Here is a 14,262-nt window from a genome sequence, read left to right as displayed (position 1 = left end):
ACTGACATGCAGATCGGTCTCGTCGGGCTCGGCAAGATGGGCGGGAACATGCGCGAGCGCATCCGCAACGCCGGCCACACCGTCATCGGCTACGACCGCAACCCCGAGCTCTCCGACGTCAGCAGCCTCGCCGAACTGGTCGAGAAGCTGGAGGCCCCCCGCGTGGTGTGGGTGATGGTGCCGGCCGGCACCATCACCCAGACCGTCGTCGACGAGCTGAAGGACCTCCTCCAGCCGGGCGACACCGTCGTCGACGGCGGCAACTCCCGCTGGACGGACGACGAGAAGCACGCGGCCGAGCTGGGCATCAAGCGGATCGGCTTCGTCGACGCCGGCGTCTCCGGCGGCGTCTGGGGCCTGAAGAACGGCTACGCCCTGATGGTCGGCGGCGACAAGGAGCACGTCGACCGCCTCCAGCCGATCTTCGAGGCGCTCAAGCCCGAGGGCCCCTACGGCTACGTCCACGCGGGCCGGGTCGGTGCGGGCCACTTCGCGAAGATGGTCCACAACGGCATCGAGTACGCGATGATGCAGGCCTACGCCGAGGGCTGGGAGCTGCTGGAGAAGGTCGACTCCGTGGACAACGTCCGCGAGGTCTTCCGCTCCTGGCAGGAGGGCACCGTCATCCGTTCCTGGCTGCTCGACCTCGCGGTCAACGCCCTCGACGAGGACGAGCACCTGGGCGAGCTGCGCGGCTTCGCCGAGGACTCCGGCGAGGGCCGGTGGACCGTCGAGGCCGCCATCGACAACGCCGTGCCGCTGCCGGCGATCACGGCCTCGCTCTTCGCGCGGTTCGCCTCCCGCCAGGAGGACTCGCCGCAGATGAAGATGATCGCCGCGCTGCGCAACCAGTTCGGCGGCCACGCCGTCGAATCCGCGCAGAAGGACTGATCACCGTGGGAGACCTGCTGCTGGTCCGTCACGGCGAGACGGAGTGGAGCAGGTCGGGACAGCACACCAGCCGGACCGACCTGCCCCTCACCGAGCACGGCGAGGAGCAGGCCAAGTCCCTCGCCCCGCTGCTCGCCGGCAGGAGCTTCGCCCTGGTGCTCACCAGCCCGCTCGCGCGGGCCGTGCGCACCGCCGAACTCGCGGGCGTCACCGGCCCGCTGCCGGACGCCGACCTGCACGAGTGGGACTACGGCGCCTACGAGGGCATCACCACGCCGGACATCCACCGCTCCCGCCCCGGCTGGGACCTGTGGACCGACGGGACACCGGCGTCCGGGGACGGCAGCCCCGGCGAGTCGGCGGCCGACGTGGGGCGGCGCGTGGACCGGGTGCTGGCCCGTGCCGACGCCGCCCTCGCGGAGGACGCCGGAGACGTGCTGCTCTTCGCGCACGGCCACGTCCTGCGGGTGCTGACCGCCCGCCGGCTGGGGCTGCCGCCCGCCGAGGGGCGCCTGTTCCAGCTCTCCACCGCCACGGTCGGCCGGCTGTCGACCGAGCACGGGCGGCCCGTCGTCGCCGAGTGGAACATCCGCCCGCGGTCCGCGTGACCGCGCGGTGCGGTGCGGCCCCGCCGCACCGCACCGCGACCGGCCGCCCGCGGCGGCGCGTCCGGAACCCCGGGGCCGGGGTGCGCCCGCAGCGCACCCCGGCCTCCGCGCATGCGGCGGACCGGCGCGGTCAGGAGCAGGGCGGTCCGGGCGGGGTCCCTCGCGGCAGCAGCCGGCGCTCGGCGGCGGGCCGGGCGCCGGAGCAGGTGGTGCCGTGCGGGTCCGCCGGAGTCAGGAGGCGGGGACCGCCGCGTCCAGCAGGGGGCCCAGTTCGCGGACGACGGTCGTCAGGGCGCGGGTGTCGCGTTCGGCGCGGGCCATGAGCAGGGCGCCCTCCAGCGCGCTGATCATCAGGGTGGCCAGGGACGCCGCGCGGTCGGCCGGGACGCCCATGCCGGCGAGGGCCTCGGCGACCGGCCCGCGCCAGGCCGCGAAGGCGGCGGCCGCGTTCTCCCGGGTGGAGGCACCGGCCGAGGAGGCGTCGACGGTCGCCGCGGCGACCGGGCAGCCGGCCGTGAACCCCTGTGCCTCGCACTCGTCGGTCCACTGCCGCACCATCGCGGCGAACAGGCCGCCGGGCGTCGGCTCGTCCAGCCCCGCCAGGAAGCGGGCGACCCGTCGGCCCGCGTACCGCCCGGCCCAGGCGACGGCCTCGCCGACCAGTTGCTCCTTGCCGCCGGGGAAGTAGTGCTGGAGCGATCCGCGGGGCGCCCCGGCGTGGGCGGCCACGTCCCGCATGCCGGTCGCACCCACGCCGTCGCGCCGGATGAGCTGGGCGGCGCTGAAGACCATCCGCTCCCGTGGTCCCCGCTGGGACTCCGTCGTCATCCTCGGCCTCCCGGCGTCCGTCCCGGTCCCGGTCCGTCCCGGCACCTGCCTTCGTGCCGGTCACGGTCGTCGTTCCGGCCGCCAGCCTATGACCGTCGTCATGAACAGCGCTACTATGACCGGTGTCATAGTCCGTTCCGGGTGGAGGGCGGTCCCGCGTGCACGTCGGATTCATCGGTCTCGGAGTCATGGGGCAGCCCATGGCGCTCCGCCTGGCCCGGGCCGGCACTCCCCTGGTCGTGTGGAACCGCACGGCGGAGCGCGCCGCCCCGCTGCGGGTGGCCGGCGCCGCGGTGGCGGCGGACCCGGGCGAGGTGTTCGCCCGCGCGGACGTGGTGCTGCTGATGCTCACCGACGGCCCGGCGCTCGACGCCGTACTGGGCCGTGGCACCCCGGCCTTCGCCGGGCGGGTCGCCGGCCGGGTCGTCGTCCCGATGGGCACGACCGCGCCGGAGTACTCACGCGGCCTGGAGGCGGAGGTCCGCGCGGCGGGCGGGAGTTACGTCGAGGCGCCGGTCTCCGGCTCCCGCGTCCCGGCGGAGCAGGGCGACCTGGTGGCCATGCTGGCCGGGGAGGACACGGCCGTGGACCGGGTACGGCCGCTGCTCGCCCCGATGTGCCGGGAGGTGTTCCGGTGCGGGCCCGCCCCGCACGCGCTGCTGACCAAGCTGTCGGTGAACCTGTTCCTGATCACGCTGGTGACCGGGCTGACCGAGGCGTACCACTTCGCCGGCCGGCAGGGTCTGGACCGGCGTCTGTTCCTGGACGTGCTGGGCGCGGGCCCGATGGCCAGCGCGGTCTCCCGCACGAAGGCGCCCAAGCTGCTCGCCGGGGACTTCGCGGTGCAGGCGGCGGCGCTGGACGTGCTGAAGAACAACCGGCTCATCGCCGAGGCCGCCCGCGCGTCCGGCACCGCCTCACCGCTGCTGGACGTGTGCCACGCCCTGTACCGGGAGACGGTGGCCCTCGGGCACGGCGGCGAGGACATGGTGGCGGTACTGCGGGCGATCGAGTCCCGTACGACGGCGCAGGCCGAGGAACGTCACCCCTCGCCCGGACCGCTCGGGATGCCGTAGGCGCGGTCGACCTTCAGCCGCAGCACCAGGCGGCGGTCGCGCACCATGGCCGCGCGGTAGTCGTCCCAGTCGGGGTGCTCGCCGATGACGGCGCGGTAGAGGCGGACGAGTTCCTCGACGGTGTCGTCGTACGGGTCGCCCGCGACGGGCGTGAGGTGGGCGGTGCCCTCGGCGACGGTGTAGGCGCGCCGGTCGGGGCTGGTGACGTGGTAGGAGGCGCGCGGGTCGCGGCGCAGGTTCCGGGTCTTGGCGCGGTCGTCGGTGAGCGACACCCGCAGGATGCGCTCGTCCGGGTCCCAGGCGTGCACGACGTTGGACAGCTGGGGCCGCCCGTCCCGCTTGAGAGTGACGAGCACCCCGCCGTTCCCCTCGGAGAGCAGTCCGAGCAGGGCGTCCTGTGCCGGGTCGTGCGCCGCGGTACCGCGTGTGTCGTCCGTCATGTCCGGTGCAACGGGGGCGCCGCCCGCGGCATTCCCGGCACACCGCCTGCGCAGACACCGTCCCTTCACTCCTGGTGCGCCGGGTCGAGGAGCGGCGCACGGCGGTAGGCGCCCGGAGCTGCTCGCGCGGTGCCGTGGTGCCCGCGACCACGCCGCGGGCGCTGCCGATGTGCGGTGGGTTCGCACTGCTCGGGGCCGGGTTCGGCACGGTGCGGGTGGCGGCGGCCCGGGTCGCCGTACGGGCCGCGCAGGTGGAGTCCGCCGGAGTGGAGGGCGGGTGGCAGCAGACCGCGCCGAACGTGGGCCCGGCGCTGGGCGTGGCCGCGGCGGCCACGCTGCGCGGCCTCGGCGGAGGGACCCTGCTGCCGCTGACGGTGCTCGCCTCGGCGCCGCGGCGGGGGCGGCGGCCACCCGTGCCCTGCCGCGGCGGGCGGCCGCCGGCGTCACCGCCCACGACGGCCACCGCGCTCCCGGCGACCCGGGCGGCCCCGGCGCCTCCGGCGATCCTGCTGATCCGCGGGACCGCACCCCCGTCACTGCGCGACCATGATCCCCGCGGGGCCGGGTCCGGGCGGGCCGGAGCGGTCCCGCGCACCCGGACGTGCGACCCGAGGAGAGCGATGGCACAGCTGCGGCAGGACGTCGATCCGGACGAGGCCGGACTGGACGCGAAGGCCCTGGACCGCCTCGACCGGCATGTCGCCGGACTCGTCGACGAGGGGCGGCTTCCCGGGTTCCTGGTGTCGGTGGCGCGGGGCGGCCGGGTCGCGCACCTCACCGCGTACGGCCGGCGCGACGTGGCGGCCGGGCTGCCCGTCCGGCCGGACACACTGTGGCGGATCTACTCCATGACCAAGCCGGTCACCGCGGTGGCCGTGCTGATGCTGGCCGAGGAGGGGCTGCTGTCCCTGGACGACCCGCTGGAGCGGCACCTGCCCGTCTTCGCAGCGCCCCGGGTGTACACCGGGGGCTCCGGCGACGACGTGCGCACCCGGCCGGCCGCCGGGCCGATCCTGGTACGGCACCTGCTCACCCACACCGCCGGGCTGACCTTCGCCTTCTACCACGCCCACCCCGTCGACGCCCTCTACCGGGCGGCCGGGCTCCAGTCGTCGGTGCCCGCGGGCGCCGACCTCACCCGGACCGTGGAGGTCTACGCGGGCCTGCCGCTGCAGTTCGACCCGGGCACGCAGTGGAACTACTCCGTGGCGAGCAACGTCCTGGGCCGCCTGGTGGAGGTGGTGTCCGGGCAGCCGCTCGACGCGTTCTTCGCCGAGCGGATCCTCGGACCGCTCGGCATGACGGACACCGGGTTCCAGGTCACCGGAGAACAGGGCGAAAGGCTGGCCGAGTTGTACGGCCAGACCGACGACGGCGGTCTCGAGCCGATCGCCGGCCTGCCGCTGCGCGGGCGGCCGCGCTTCCTGTCCGGCAGCGGGGGCCTGGTGGCGAGCGCGCACGACGTGCACCGCTTCATGGAACTGCTGCGCCGGCGCGGCGAACTCGACGGCGTCCGGCTGCTGTCCGAGCGGTCCGTCGGCCTGATGACCCGCAACCACCTGCCCGGCGGCGCCGACCTGCGGTCCTTCGGCAGCCCCGCCCACGACGAACCGAGCAAGGACGGCGTCGGCTTCGGCCTCGGCGTCTCCGTCGTCATCGACCCGGCCCGCACCCAGGCCCCCACCGGCCGGGGCCAGTTCGGCTGGAGCGGGGTGGCCACCACCACGTTCTGGGTCGACCCGGGCCGCGACCTGACCTTCCAGTTCATGACCCAGGTCCGTCCCCGCAGCTCCCTGCGGCTCTACCCGGAGCTGAAGCGCCTGCTGCACGAGGCGCTGCGGGACTGAGCCCCGGCGGCCGCGGGCACCGGCCGGCGGGCGAGGGGAGGGCGGCGCCCCGCCCCTCGCCCCTTCGGGGGCTCCCAGCCGGCGGTCAGGACAGGTGCGCCACCGCGTCCAGGTGCGGCAGGTGGTGGTCCAGGCGCTCCCGCTTGGTCCGCAGATAGGTGATGTTGCTCTCGCACGGCGGGATGAGCAGCGGCACCTGCTCGGTGACCTCGATGCCGTGCTGCACCAACGCCTCCCGCTTGCGCGGGTTGTTGGACATCAGCCGCACCGAACGCACCCCGAGGTCCTGCAGCATCTGCGCGGCGACGCCGTAGTCGCGGGCGTCGACGGGCAGGCCGAGGGCGAGGTTCGCCTCCACGGTGTCCAGGCCCTCCGCCTGCAGCGCCATCGCCCGCAGCTTCGCCAGCAGGCCTATGCCGCGGCCCTCGTGGCCGCGCAGGTAGACGACGACGCCGCTGCCGGCGGCGACGACCGCGCGCAGCGCGGCGGCGAGCTGGTCGCCGCACTCGCAGTGCTGGGAGCCGAAGGCGTCACCGGTCAGGCACTCCGAGTGCAGCCGGGTGAGGACGTTCTCCGCGCCGATCTCCCCGTACACCAGGGCGACTTGTTCGTCACCGCGGTCGTGGTCGAGATAACCGACCGCCTGGAAATGCCCGTACACGGTGGGCAGCGGCGCATTCACGACGCGTTCCGCGCCCGAGCGCCGCGGGGACTTCTTGCCGAGAACACCGAGGTTGTCTGTCATGATCTGGATCCTAAGCAGAGACGAAAGGCCGGAAAACTATGAGTGGTTCGGGAAAGCGGCCGGCGGCGTACGGTCCCTTGCCGACGGACACCACGGAGGACGTGCGGACGCGGGGGGCGGGCCTCTCACGGCAGGTCGCGGTCCTCCCCGTGGGGAGCTTCGAGCAGCACGGTCCGTTCCTTCCTCTGGCGACCGACACCCTGGTCGCCTGCGCCATCGCCCGGGAGATCGCCGAGGCGTACCCGGTGCACCTCCTTCCGCCGGTGGCCATCGGCTGCTCGCACGAGCACGCGGCCTGGCCGGGAACCGTCAGCATCTCCTCCGTGACCCTCCACGCGGTGGTGCGGGACGTCGCCGAGTCCCTGCGCCGGTCCGGCGTCGACGCGCTGGTGCTGGTCAACGGGCACGGCGGGAACTACGTCCTGGGCAACGTGGTGCAGGAGTCCTCCGCACGCGGCGAGAACGCGGCGCTCTTCCCGGCCGCCGAGGACTGGGAGACGGCCCGGGAACGGGCCGGAGTGCGCACCTCGCTGCTCACCGACATGCACGCGGGAGAAATCGAGACCTCCATTCTTCTGCACGCTCATCCCGAAATGGTCCGGGCCGGCTACGAGTCCGCGGATTTCACCGCGGACGACCGGCGTCATCTCCTCACCGTGGGAATGTCCGCCTATACCGCGTCGGGCGTCATCGGCCGTCCTTCCCTCGGTTCCGCGGAAAAGGGGAAGGAACTCCTGGCGAGCCTCGCCGCCTCCTTCGGCCCGTATTTCGCGCTGCTGACCTCCGGGGACGCTCCGGGGAAGTCCGCGGGCCCCGGGCGGGACGCGGCCGCCGCCGGGTCCGCGTAGCCGCCGGGCAGGAGGCCGGGCTCCGGTGCCGTCTCGGCGGTACCGGACCCGGGGCGGAGGCCGGTGTACCAGCGGACGAGGAGGACCAGTGCGCCGGGCAGGCTCGCCGCCAGGCTCAGCACGCCGTAGACGACGGCGACCGCCAGCCCGGTGCTCGCGCCGAGGCCGGCGGCCCCGAACGCCCAGGCGGTGACGCCCTCGCGGGGGCCGAAGCCGCCGATGTTCAGCGGCAGCCCCATGGCGATCAGCGCGAGCACCGCGAGCGGCAGCAGGACCGGGACCGGGGCCTCCGAGCCCGCGACGCGGGCGGCGACGACGAACATCGCCGCATGGCCGGCCAGGATCACGGCCGAGGACAGGGCGACGCCCGGCCCGTTGCGACGGGACAGCAGGCTCTCCCGCACCTCGGCGAGGGTGCGGCGCAGCGCCGCCCCGCGCCGCGACGGCGCCCGGTTCATGCGCAGCGCGAGCGCGACCGCGCCCGCCCCGACGGCCGCGAGCGCGAGGGCCGGTGCCGCGTGCCGGACGTCGGCGCGGACCGGGGAGGGCAGCACGAGCAGCACCGAGGTGCCGGTGACGGCGAGCGCGATCTGCCCGGCGACCCGCTCCAGCACCACGGAGCGCACGCCGCGGCCGATGTCCCCGGCGCTCCGCCCGTGCCGCACGGCCCGGTGCACGTCGCCGAGGACGCCCCCGGGCAGCGCCGCGTTGAGGAACAGCGCCCGGTAGTAGTCGGCGACGGCCGGGCCGAGCGGGAGACGGATGCGCAGGGTGCGGGCGACGAGCTGCCAGCGCCAGGCGCTCAGCACCGTGGTGACGGCGCCGACGCCGAGCGCCGTCGCGAGCGACGGCCCGTCGATCCTGCGCAGTCCGTCCAGGAAGACGCCGGTGCCCAGCCGCCACAGCAGGACGGCGAGGATGGCGGCGCCGGCGACCGTGCCGCCGTGGGTGCGCAGGGTGCGGGTGAGGGGCCGCCCCGCCGGGACGGCCCCCTCGCCGGCCCGGCCGCCCCCGGAGCACCCCTCCGCGTCCGCCCGCCGGGCGTCCGCGGGCCGTGCGGGGGCGGCGACGGTGTCCAGGGTGTCCACGCTCATGCGGCACCGCCCGCCGGACCGGGCAGCGCGAGCAGGTCGCTGTGGTGGACGACGATCTCCAACTCGCCTGCGGCACAAGCAGCGAGACGCTCCGTCAGATACCGATCGGCCCGCGCCCGGAGTTCGGGGCGCTGCTCGACGGCCGCGCCGACCCAGCCGCGCAGCCACTGGGCGGTCAGCTCGCGCTGGTCGGGGCCGAGTCGCCAGGGGCTCGGCTCCAGCCGTACGGCGGCCCCGTGCCGGGCGAAGGCCTCGCCGGCGGCGGCGAGCGCGCCGGGCCCGAGCAGGCCGTCGCGGCACTGGTGGGCGTTGAACGCCTCGGTGATCTCCGCGTCCAGCGGGTCCGCGGGGGTGAGTTCGACGCGGCCGAGCACCGACAGCGTCAGCAGGGCCGGGCAGCCGGCCGCGGCGCAGGCGGCGGCGAGGGTGTCGATCTCCTCCCGGGTGAGCACGTCCAGCAGGGCCGAGGCGGTCACCAGGGACGCGCCGTCGAGGGCGTCCGGCGTCAGCCGGGCCACGTCCGCGCGCCGGGTCTCCACGCTGACCCGGCTGCCGTCGGCGGCCGCGCGCGGGGAGCCGACGGCGGCGAAGTGCAGCAGGTAGGGGTCGCGGTCGTGGAGGATCCAGTGCTGCGCGCCGTCCAGCCTCGGGGCGAGCCAGCGGCCCATGGAGCCGGTGCCGCAGCCCAGGTCGTGCACGACGGTCCCGCCGTGGGAGCCGGGGGCGCCGGGGAAACCGGCCAGGCGCGTCCGCAGCACGTCGACCAGTTCCGGGGCGCGCGCGGCCGCGTCCGCGACCTCGCGCAGCTGGAGCCACTCGGGGGCGTAGCGGGGCGGTTCGTCGGGCCCGTCCTCGCGCAGCCGCAGGGTGGCCCGCTCCCCCGGCCGTACCGAGGGCCCGGCGCCCGGGATCACGTCGGCGGGCGCCTCGTCGGCGGCGGCCGGCACGGGCTGCGGGCCGGCCGGCAGGGGGTCCCGGCCGCCGCCCCCGGGGTGCGCGCCGGGGCCGCTCGCGTCGTGCGGACCCGGCCCGGTGGGCGCGCTCCCTTCGCGGTGGGCGGACCCGGTCGACGCCGTGGTGTTCGTCATGCCGCCCTCCGGGGCTCGTCGGACAGCCGGCCCAGGACGCCGGCGAGGCTGCGGGCGGTCGTCGCCCAGCCGCCGAGCGCGGCGCGCCGGCTCCGTGCGGCGGCCTTCAGCCGGCGGCGCACGTCGGCCTCGCCGAACCAGCACCGCAGTTCGGCGGCGAGGGCCGCGGGGTCCTCCGGCGGGACGAGGATGCCGGGCACCCCACCGCCGGGCGCGCGGCCGACCGCCTCCGGGACGCCGCCCACGTCGGTGGCCAGCACGGGAATGCCGCGGGCCAGCGCCTCGGTGACCGCCATGCCGTAGGTCTCGGCGTAGGAGGCGAGGACCATCAGGTCGGCGGCCGCGTAGGCGGCGTCGAGGTCGGCGCCCGTCTTCGGCCCGGCCAGGTGGAAGCGGTCCTCCAGGCCGTGCGTGCGGATCAGGCCGCGCAGCCGGGACACGTAGCCGGGGTCGTGGGTGAGGCCGCCGACGCACACGCAGGTCCACGGCAGTTCGGTCACGGAGGCGAGCGCCTCCACCAGGCGGTGCTGCCCCTTGCGCGGGGTGACCGAGGCGACGCAGAGCAGCCGCGAGACGCCGTCGGTACCGGGGGCGGCCGGTGCGATGTCGGCGCCGGGCGCGGCGACATGGACCCGTTCTGGGGCGAGGCCGTGGTGGGAGACCAGGCGGCGGACCGCCCAGTCGCTGGTGGCGACGACGGCGGAGACCGTCCGCAGCACGGTGCGCTCCAGGGCGTCGAGTTCGGCGGCCACCGCGGGATCCAGGCCGGTCTCGTCGCCGAGCGGGAGGTGCACCAGCACGGCCAGCCGCAGCCGGGCGGCCTCCGGGACGACGACCTCGGGCACGCCGCAGGCCACCAGCCCGTCCAGCAGGACGACCGCACCGTCGGGCAGCTCGTGCAGCAGACGGGCGAGTTCGGTGCGGGCCGCGGTGTCCGGCCGGGGCCAGGCGCCGTCCACCGCGTGCCCGCGGACGTGCCATCCGAAGCCGGGCAGGTCGAGGCTGACGCGCCGGTCGTAGGCGTTGCCGCCGCTGGGGGTCGCCGGGTCGTCGACGCCGCCCGGCATGACGAAGTGCACGGTGCGCAGGGACATGGGGATGATCCCGACGGGCTCCAGGCCCGCGCGCTGCACGGGCAGGTAGGTGAGGGGCGCGGCCCGGTCGACGGTCGTGTCGGTCACAGGGCACGCTCGTAACTCGCCCAGGCGACGTGCGACTCGTGGAGGGTGACCGTGAGGCCAGCGAGTCCCTTGGCCCCCTCGCCGAGGGCTCCCTTGTGGATCCGCTCGGCGAGCCGGTCCGCGACGACCTTCGCCAGGAACTCCGTGGAGGTGTTGACCCCGGCGAAGTCCGGCTCGTTGTCGAGGTTGCGGTAGTTCAGCTCGCTGACGACGGCGCCCAGCTCCTGGGTGGCCAGGCCGATGTCGACGACGATGTTGTCGTCGTCCAGCTGCTCGCGGCGGAAGGTGGCGTCCACGAGGAACGTGGCGCCGTGCAGTCGCTGCGCGGGCCCGAACACCTCGCCGTGGAAGCTGTGGGCGATCATGATGTGATCGCGGACGGTGATGCTGAACAACGGACGACCCTCCAGGTGCGGCGCGTCTGGTCCCCGGCTGATCCTCCCGGGGTGCCGTGTAGTACGTGTGCCCGCTTCCCGTTGTTCAGACCTTCCGCTCCCTTTTCTGAGGTCAGGCGCTCGCACCCTGCCGGGGACGGTTGAGGATCGAACGGCCCTGCCGCCGCGGTCGGCAGGCACCCCGCCGGTACGCGCGTCGCCGCCGGTTACGCGCGTCGCCGCCCGGCCTCAGCCCTCGTAGCGGATCCGGTGGCACAGGGCGGGAATCTCACCCGACGCCAGCTTCGGCATGACCCCGGGCAGTTCCTCGAAGGCGCTCTCCCCGGTGATCAGCGCGTCCAGCGCCGGGTCGGCGAGCAGGTCGAGGGCGAGGGCGAGCCGGTCGGCGTAGCCGCGGCCGGCGCGGGCCGGGGAGACCGTGCCGACCTGGCTGCTGCGGATGACCAGCCGGCGCGAGTGGAAGGCCTCACCGAGGGGCAGCGCGACCCGGCGGTCCCCGTACCAGCTCAGTTCCAGGACGGTGCCCTCGGGGGTGAGCAGCTCCAGGGCGCGGGTGAGGCCCTCCTCGGTGGCGCTGGCGTGGACCACCAGGTCGCAGTCGCCGAGCGCGTCGGCCGGCAGGGCGAACCCGACACCGAGTGCGGCGGCGACCTGGGCCCGCGCGGGATCGGCGTCCACCAACTGCACCCGAACCCCGGGGAAGCGGGCGAGCAGCGCGGCCACCGAGCAGCCGACCATGCCGCCGCCGATCACGGCGATCCGGTCGCCGACCAGCGGTGCGGCGTCCCACAGGGCGTTCACCGCGGTCTCCACGGTCCCGGCGAGCACGGCCCGGTGGGCGGGCACGGCCTCGGGCACCGGGGTCACCGCGGCCACGGGGACGACGTAGCGCGTCTGGTGCGGGTAGAGGCAGAAGACCGTGCGGCCCGTCAGGTGGGCCGGCCCCTCCTCGACGACGCCGACGTTCAGGTAGCCGTACTTGACCGGGCCGGGGAAGTCGCCGTCCTGGAACGGCGCCCGCATGGCGGAGTACTGGCTCGCGGGCACACCGCCCCGGAACACGAGGGTCTCGGTGCCGCGGCTCACCCCGGACCACAGCGTGCGCACCAGCACCTCGCCGTCGGCCGGGTCGGGAACGCGCAGGTCACGTATCTCGCCCTGGCCGGGCGAACCGAGCCAGAAGGCACGGGCGGGGTGGTTCATCGTCGTCCTCCTGAACGATCGGGAAGCTGTTCACGTACGGAGATGTGCACAGGCCGCGCACAAGGTACGCGGCGATGATCGACTCTGTCACTCGGCCGGAGGGTGTGCGGTGGCCCTGAACAACACTTACGACGCAAGGCCGGTCCAGCAGGAGCCCGCTGTGGGAGCGGGCGTGCAGATCCTGCTGCTGGCCCTGCTCGGCACGGCGATCGGGATGGGCCCGGCCGGCTGGCTGACCGGGCTGGTGTTCGCGATCGCCACCTGGGCGGTGCTCTCCCGGGCGCTGCACCGGTCGCGGCTGCGCACGTTCGGCGCCGCCAACCGGGTCACCCTGGGCCGGGCCACCCTCGTCGGCGGTGTGACGGCCCTGGTCGCCGACTCCTTCGAGAGCTCCCCGCCGGTGTCGCTGCTGGTCGGCCTGACGGCGGTGGCACTGATCCTGGACGGCGTGGACGGCAAGGTGGCCCGACGCACCGGCACGTCGACGGCGCTGGGCGCCCGCTTCGACATGGAGGTCGACGCCTTCCTCATCCTGGTGCTCAGCGTCTACGTCGCGATGAGCCTCGGCCCGTGGGTGCTCCTCATCGGCGGCATGCGGTACGCCTTCGTGGCCGCGGCCCGGGTCCTGCCCTGGCTGAACGGGCAGCTCCCCCCGAGCACGGCCCGCAAGACCGTCGCCGCGCTCCAGGGCGTCCTCCTGCTGCTGGCGGGCGCCGACCTGCTGCCCGCGGCGGGGAACTTCGCCGTGGTGCTGCTCGCCCTGGGCCTCCTGGTGTGGTCGTTCGGCCGGGACGTGCTGTGGCTGTACCGGACGTCGCACCCGCGGGCACGGGCGGGCGCGACCGGGGACACGGGGCAGTCGCCCGTGCGACTGCCGGTTGCGGTGGAGGATCAGTTGGAGCCGGCGCGGGCGGCGTGACGTCCGGGGACGGCGGAGGGCTGGGATCGCAGGTATGTGATCCCAGCCACGCGTCGATCACCTACACGAAGACCCAGTTGCGTTCGACCCGGGCGAGTTTCACGAAGCGCCCCTTCTGTGCCAACCAAGAATGTGGGACGCGCAGTCGAGTCAGGTCGTCCATGGAGATAACCACGGCATCGAGCTGCTGGGCCACGCTGAGGACGGCCTGGGGCGAGGAGGAGGGTACGGTCACGACCAGTCCTTCTTCGATCGCCTTGTCCAGGATCGGTTGCTCGTCGTGCTCGACGGCATCCACGAGGTCGGTACCGATGACGGTCACGACGTGCCGGTCTTGGAAGCGACGCCTGATGTCCGCGAGTGCTGAACCCAACAACCGCATGCTCGGGGGTCGTGGTGAGGCGGGGGTACGTCCGGCGGTCATGATGCCCCGGCCGTCGACCACGAGAACCGGAGTGTCGCTGCCTTTGGTCTGCCCCTCCGGCTCGCTGCTCTCTCTGAGAGTCGATGTCACCGCGTGAGGTGACGGGACTCCGGCGGATGGAAGTACCGCCGGCTCGTCGATGCGCCGCAGCAGCCGCTGCAATTCCCTGCGCGATGGGCGTGCCGTCGGGGCCGAAGCAATCCAGTTCCTCGTCGAGAATGACGGTGCCCGAGTGACGGGACTTGGCATGAATCTTGAGGATGCCGCTGCGGTCGTAGTGGTAGTCGACGTCGAACACGCTGCTCGACGGCTCGGCATTGGGCTGGGGAACCGGGAGTTCCAGTCGGGCCAGCGGAAACGTGCGCTCGTCGTCCGCGGCACCCTGTCCGTCCCCCTCGACGATCTCCAGAATCACCTTCGAGGCCCCTCGGACTGAAGGCATGGCACTACGGGTGCCTCGTGCGGGCAGGGTCGAGTACCTGGGGATCAGTGTGGCGAAGCCGCGCCGACCGCCCGCGTCGAACGACAGACCGAGGTCGTGGCTCGTGGCGACGGAGATCGTCGTGTCCGGGATGAGTCCGTCGATCTCCGCCGCCGTTACGCGTATGGACCTGACATCGGCCGTGAACGTGACCCTGCTTCGCAGCAGCCGTAGATCGAGTTCCCGGATCCACG

At 74.5% G+C, this 14,262-nt stretch carries 15 protein-coding genes and 1 pseudogene; 7 read left to right on the top strand and 9 right to left on the bottom strand.

The annotated features are described in order from the left end of the window. Positions 1–6: 6 nt before the first annotated feature. Entirely contained in the window at positions 7–891 is an 885-nt protein-coding gene (gene gnd, locus P3H78_RS26295) for a phosphogluconate dehydrogenase (NAD(+)-dependent, decarboxylating) (protein WP_276111643.1), read from the top strand. A gap of 5 nt (positions 892–896) precedes the next feature. Beyond that, positions 897–1,499 (top strand): histidine phosphatase family protein, encoded by a 603-nt coding sequence (locus tag P3H78_RS26290; protein WP_276111642.1) that lies wholly within the window; start codon positions 897–899, stop codon positions 1,497–1,499. A gap of 231 nt (positions 1,500–1,730) precedes the next feature. Here the strand turns inward: P3H78_RS26290 and P3H78_RS26285 are convergent, their stop codons facing one another. Then, positions 1,731–2,327 carry a TetR/AcrR family transcriptional regulator gene (locus P3H78_RS26285; RefSeq protein ID WP_276111641.1) on the bottom strand — a complete coding sequence of 199 codons (597 nt, stop codon included), beginning with the start codon at positions 2,325–2,327 and terminating at the stop codon, positions 1,731–1,733. A 158-nt stretch (positions 2,328–2,485) separates the two neighbouring features. On the opposite strand from P3H78_RS26285, the gene P3H78_RS26280 reads away from it, so the two are divergent. After that, the gene (locus tag P3H78_RS26280) at positions 2,486–3,403 is read left to right on the top strand and encodes an NAD(P)-dependent oxidoreductase (RefSeq protein WP_276111640.1); all 918 of its coding nucleotides are present in this window, start codon (positions 2,486–2,488) and stop codon (positions 3,401–3,403) included. On the opposite strand, the gene P3H78_RS26275 is transcribed toward P3H78_RS26280, so the two are convergent. Then, positions 3,370–3,843, bottom strand: coding sequence for a PPOX class F420-dependent oxidoreductase (locus P3H78_RS26275; protein ID WP_276111639.1), 474 nt, complete (start codon positions 3,841–3,843; stop codon positions 3,370–3,372). The two genes, P3H78_RS26280 and P3H78_RS26275, sit on opposite strands and share 34 nt — an antisense overlap. A 620-nt stretch (positions 3,844–4,463) precedes the next feature. Here P3H78_RS26275 and P3H78_RS26270 point away from each other — a divergent pair. Continuing rightward, positions 4,464–5,690: a serine hydrolase domain-containing protein gene (locus P3H78_RS26270; RefSeq protein ID WP_276111705.1), complete on the top strand. Its 1,227-nt coding sequence runs from the start codon at positions 4,464–4,466 to the stop codon at positions 5,688–5,690. Between the two features lie 85 nt (positions 5,691–5,775). On the opposite strand, the gene ribA is transcribed toward P3H78_RS26270, so the two are convergent. Further along, entirely contained in the window at positions 5,776–6,435 is a 660-nt protein-coding gene (gene ribA, locus P3H78_RS26265) for a GTP cyclohydrolase II (RefSeq protein WP_276111638.1), read from the bottom strand. A 38-nt stretch (positions 6,436–6,473) separates the two neighbouring features. On the opposite strand from ribA, the gene P3H78_RS26260 reads away from it, so the two are divergent. Beyond that, on the top strand, positions 6,474–7,283 hold the full coding sequence (locus P3H78_RS26260) for a creatininase family protein (protein WP_313884426.1): 810 nt from the start codon (positions 6,474–6,476) through the stop codon (positions 7,281–7,283). A 164-nt stretch (positions 7,284–7,447) separates the two neighbouring features. Here P3H78_RS26260 and P3H78_RS26255 read toward each other — a convergent pair. The 5 genes and pseudogenes from P3H78_RS26255 to P3H78_RS26235 form a co-directional block, all read right to left on the bottom strand. Continuing rightward, positions 7,448–8,377, bottom strand: a pseudogene (locus tag P3H78_RS26255) (lysylphosphatidylglycerol synthase transmembrane domain-containing protein); the annotation flags it as partial. Further along, on the bottom strand, positions 8,374–9,465 hold the full coding sequence (locus P3H78_RS26250; RefSeq protein WP_276111636.1) for a class I SAM-dependent methyltransferase: 1,092 nt from the start codon (positions 9,463–9,465) through the stop codon (positions 8,374–8,376). The gene P3H78_RS26250 and the pseudogene P3H78_RS26255, both read right to left, overlap by 4 nt. Further along, positions 9,462–10,646, bottom strand: a complete 1,185-nt coding sequence (locus P3H78_RS26245) for a glycosyltransferase family 4 protein (RefSeq protein WP_276111635.1) — start codon at positions 10,644–10,646, stop codon at positions 9,462–9,464. Before P3H78_RS26245 ends, P3H78_RS26250 begins: the two co-directional genes overlap by 4 nt. Continuing rightward, complete coding sequence (locus P3H78_RS26240) at positions 10,643–11,041, bottom strand: 6-pyruvoyl trahydropterin synthase family protein (RefSeq protein WP_276111634.1); 399 nt, start codon at positions 11,039–11,041, stop codon at positions 10,643–10,645. Before P3H78_RS26240 ends, P3H78_RS26245 begins: the two co-directional genes overlap by 4 nt. Before the next feature lie 228 nt (positions 11,042–11,269). After that, a complete protein-coding gene (locus P3H78_RS26235) occupies positions 11,270–12,244 on the bottom strand; it encodes a zinc-dependent alcohol dehydrogenase (RefSeq protein ID WP_276111633.1) in 975 nt (324 codons plus the stop codon). 109 nt (positions 12,245–12,353) lie between these two features. Between P3H78_RS26235 and P3H78_RS26230 the strand changes: the two genes are divergently transcribed. Further along, positions 12,354–13,163, top strand: a complete 810-nt coding sequence (locus tag P3H78_RS26230; protein WP_276111632.1) for a CDP-alcohol phosphatidyltransferase family protein — start codon at positions 12,354–12,356, stop codon at positions 13,161–13,163. 61 nt (positions 13,164–13,224) lie between these two features. Here P3H78_RS26230 and P3H78_RS26225 read toward each other — a convergent pair whose 3' ends face one another. Then, positions 13,225–13,677, bottom strand: coding sequence for a hypothetical protein (locus tag P3H78_RS26225; protein WP_276111631.1), 453 nt, complete (start codon positions 13,675–13,677; stop codon positions 13,225–13,227). 157 nt (positions 13,678–13,834) lie between these two features. Here P3H78_RS26225 and P3H78_RS26220 point away from each other — a divergent pair, with 157 nt between their 5' ends. After that, positions 13,835–14,023: a hypothetical protein gene (locus tag P3H78_RS26220; RefSeq protein ID WP_276111630.1), complete on the top strand. Its 189-nt coding sequence runs from the start codon at positions 13,835–13,837 to the stop codon at positions 14,021–14,023. Positions 14,024–14,262 lie beyond the last annotated feature (239 nt).

Origin of the sequence: Streptomyces tropicalis (genome assembly GCF_029269835.1) — a bacterium.
GTDB classification, from domain to species: Bacteria; Actinomycetota; Actinomycetes; order Streptomycetales; family Streptomycetaceae; genus Streptomyces; species Streptomyces tropicalis.
This window is presented reverse-complemented; position numbering and strand designations above follow the sequence as displayed.

What these genes read in the sequence shown, in the direction of transcription:
- P3H78_RS26260 (WP_313884426.1), top strand. Translation starts at nt 6,474, where the DNA reads ATGAGTGGTTCGGGAAAGCGGCCGGCGGCGTACGGTCCCTTGCCGACG.
- P3H78_RS26275 (WP_276111639.1), bottom strand. Translation starts at nt 3,843, where the DNA reads ATGACGGACGACACACGCGGTACCGCGGCGCACGACCCGGCACAGGAC.
- P3H78_RS26285 (WP_276111641.1), bottom strand. Translation starts at nt 2,327, where the DNA reads ATGACGACGGAGTCCCAGCGGGGACCACGGGAGCGGATGGTCTTCAGC.
- P3H78_RS26250 (WP_276111636.1), bottom strand. Translation starts at nt 9,465, where the DNA reads ATGACGAACACCACGGCGTCGACCGGGTCCGCCCACCGCGAAGGGAGC.
- gnd (WP_276111643.1), top strand. Translation starts at nt 7, where the DNA reads ATGCAGATCGGTCTCGTCGGGCTCGGCAAGATGGGCGGGAACATGCGC.
- P3H78_RS26270 (WP_276111705.1), top strand. Translation starts at nt 4,464, where the DNA reads ATGGCACAGCTGCGGCAGGACGTCGATCCGGACGAGGCCGGACTGGAC.
- ribA (WP_276111638.1), bottom strand. Translation starts at nt 6,435, where the DNA reads ATGACAGACAACCTCGGTGTTCTCGGCAAGAAGTCCCCGCGGCGCTCG.
- P3H78_RS26220 (WP_276111630.1), top strand. Translation starts at nt 13,835, where the DNA reads ATGAATCTTGAGGATGCCGCTGCGGTCGTAGTGGTAGTCGACGTCGAA.
- P3H78_RS26235 (WP_276111633.1), bottom strand. Translation starts at nt 12,244, where the DNA reads ATGAACCACCCCGCCCGTGCCTTCTGGCTCGGTTCGCCCGGCCAGGGC.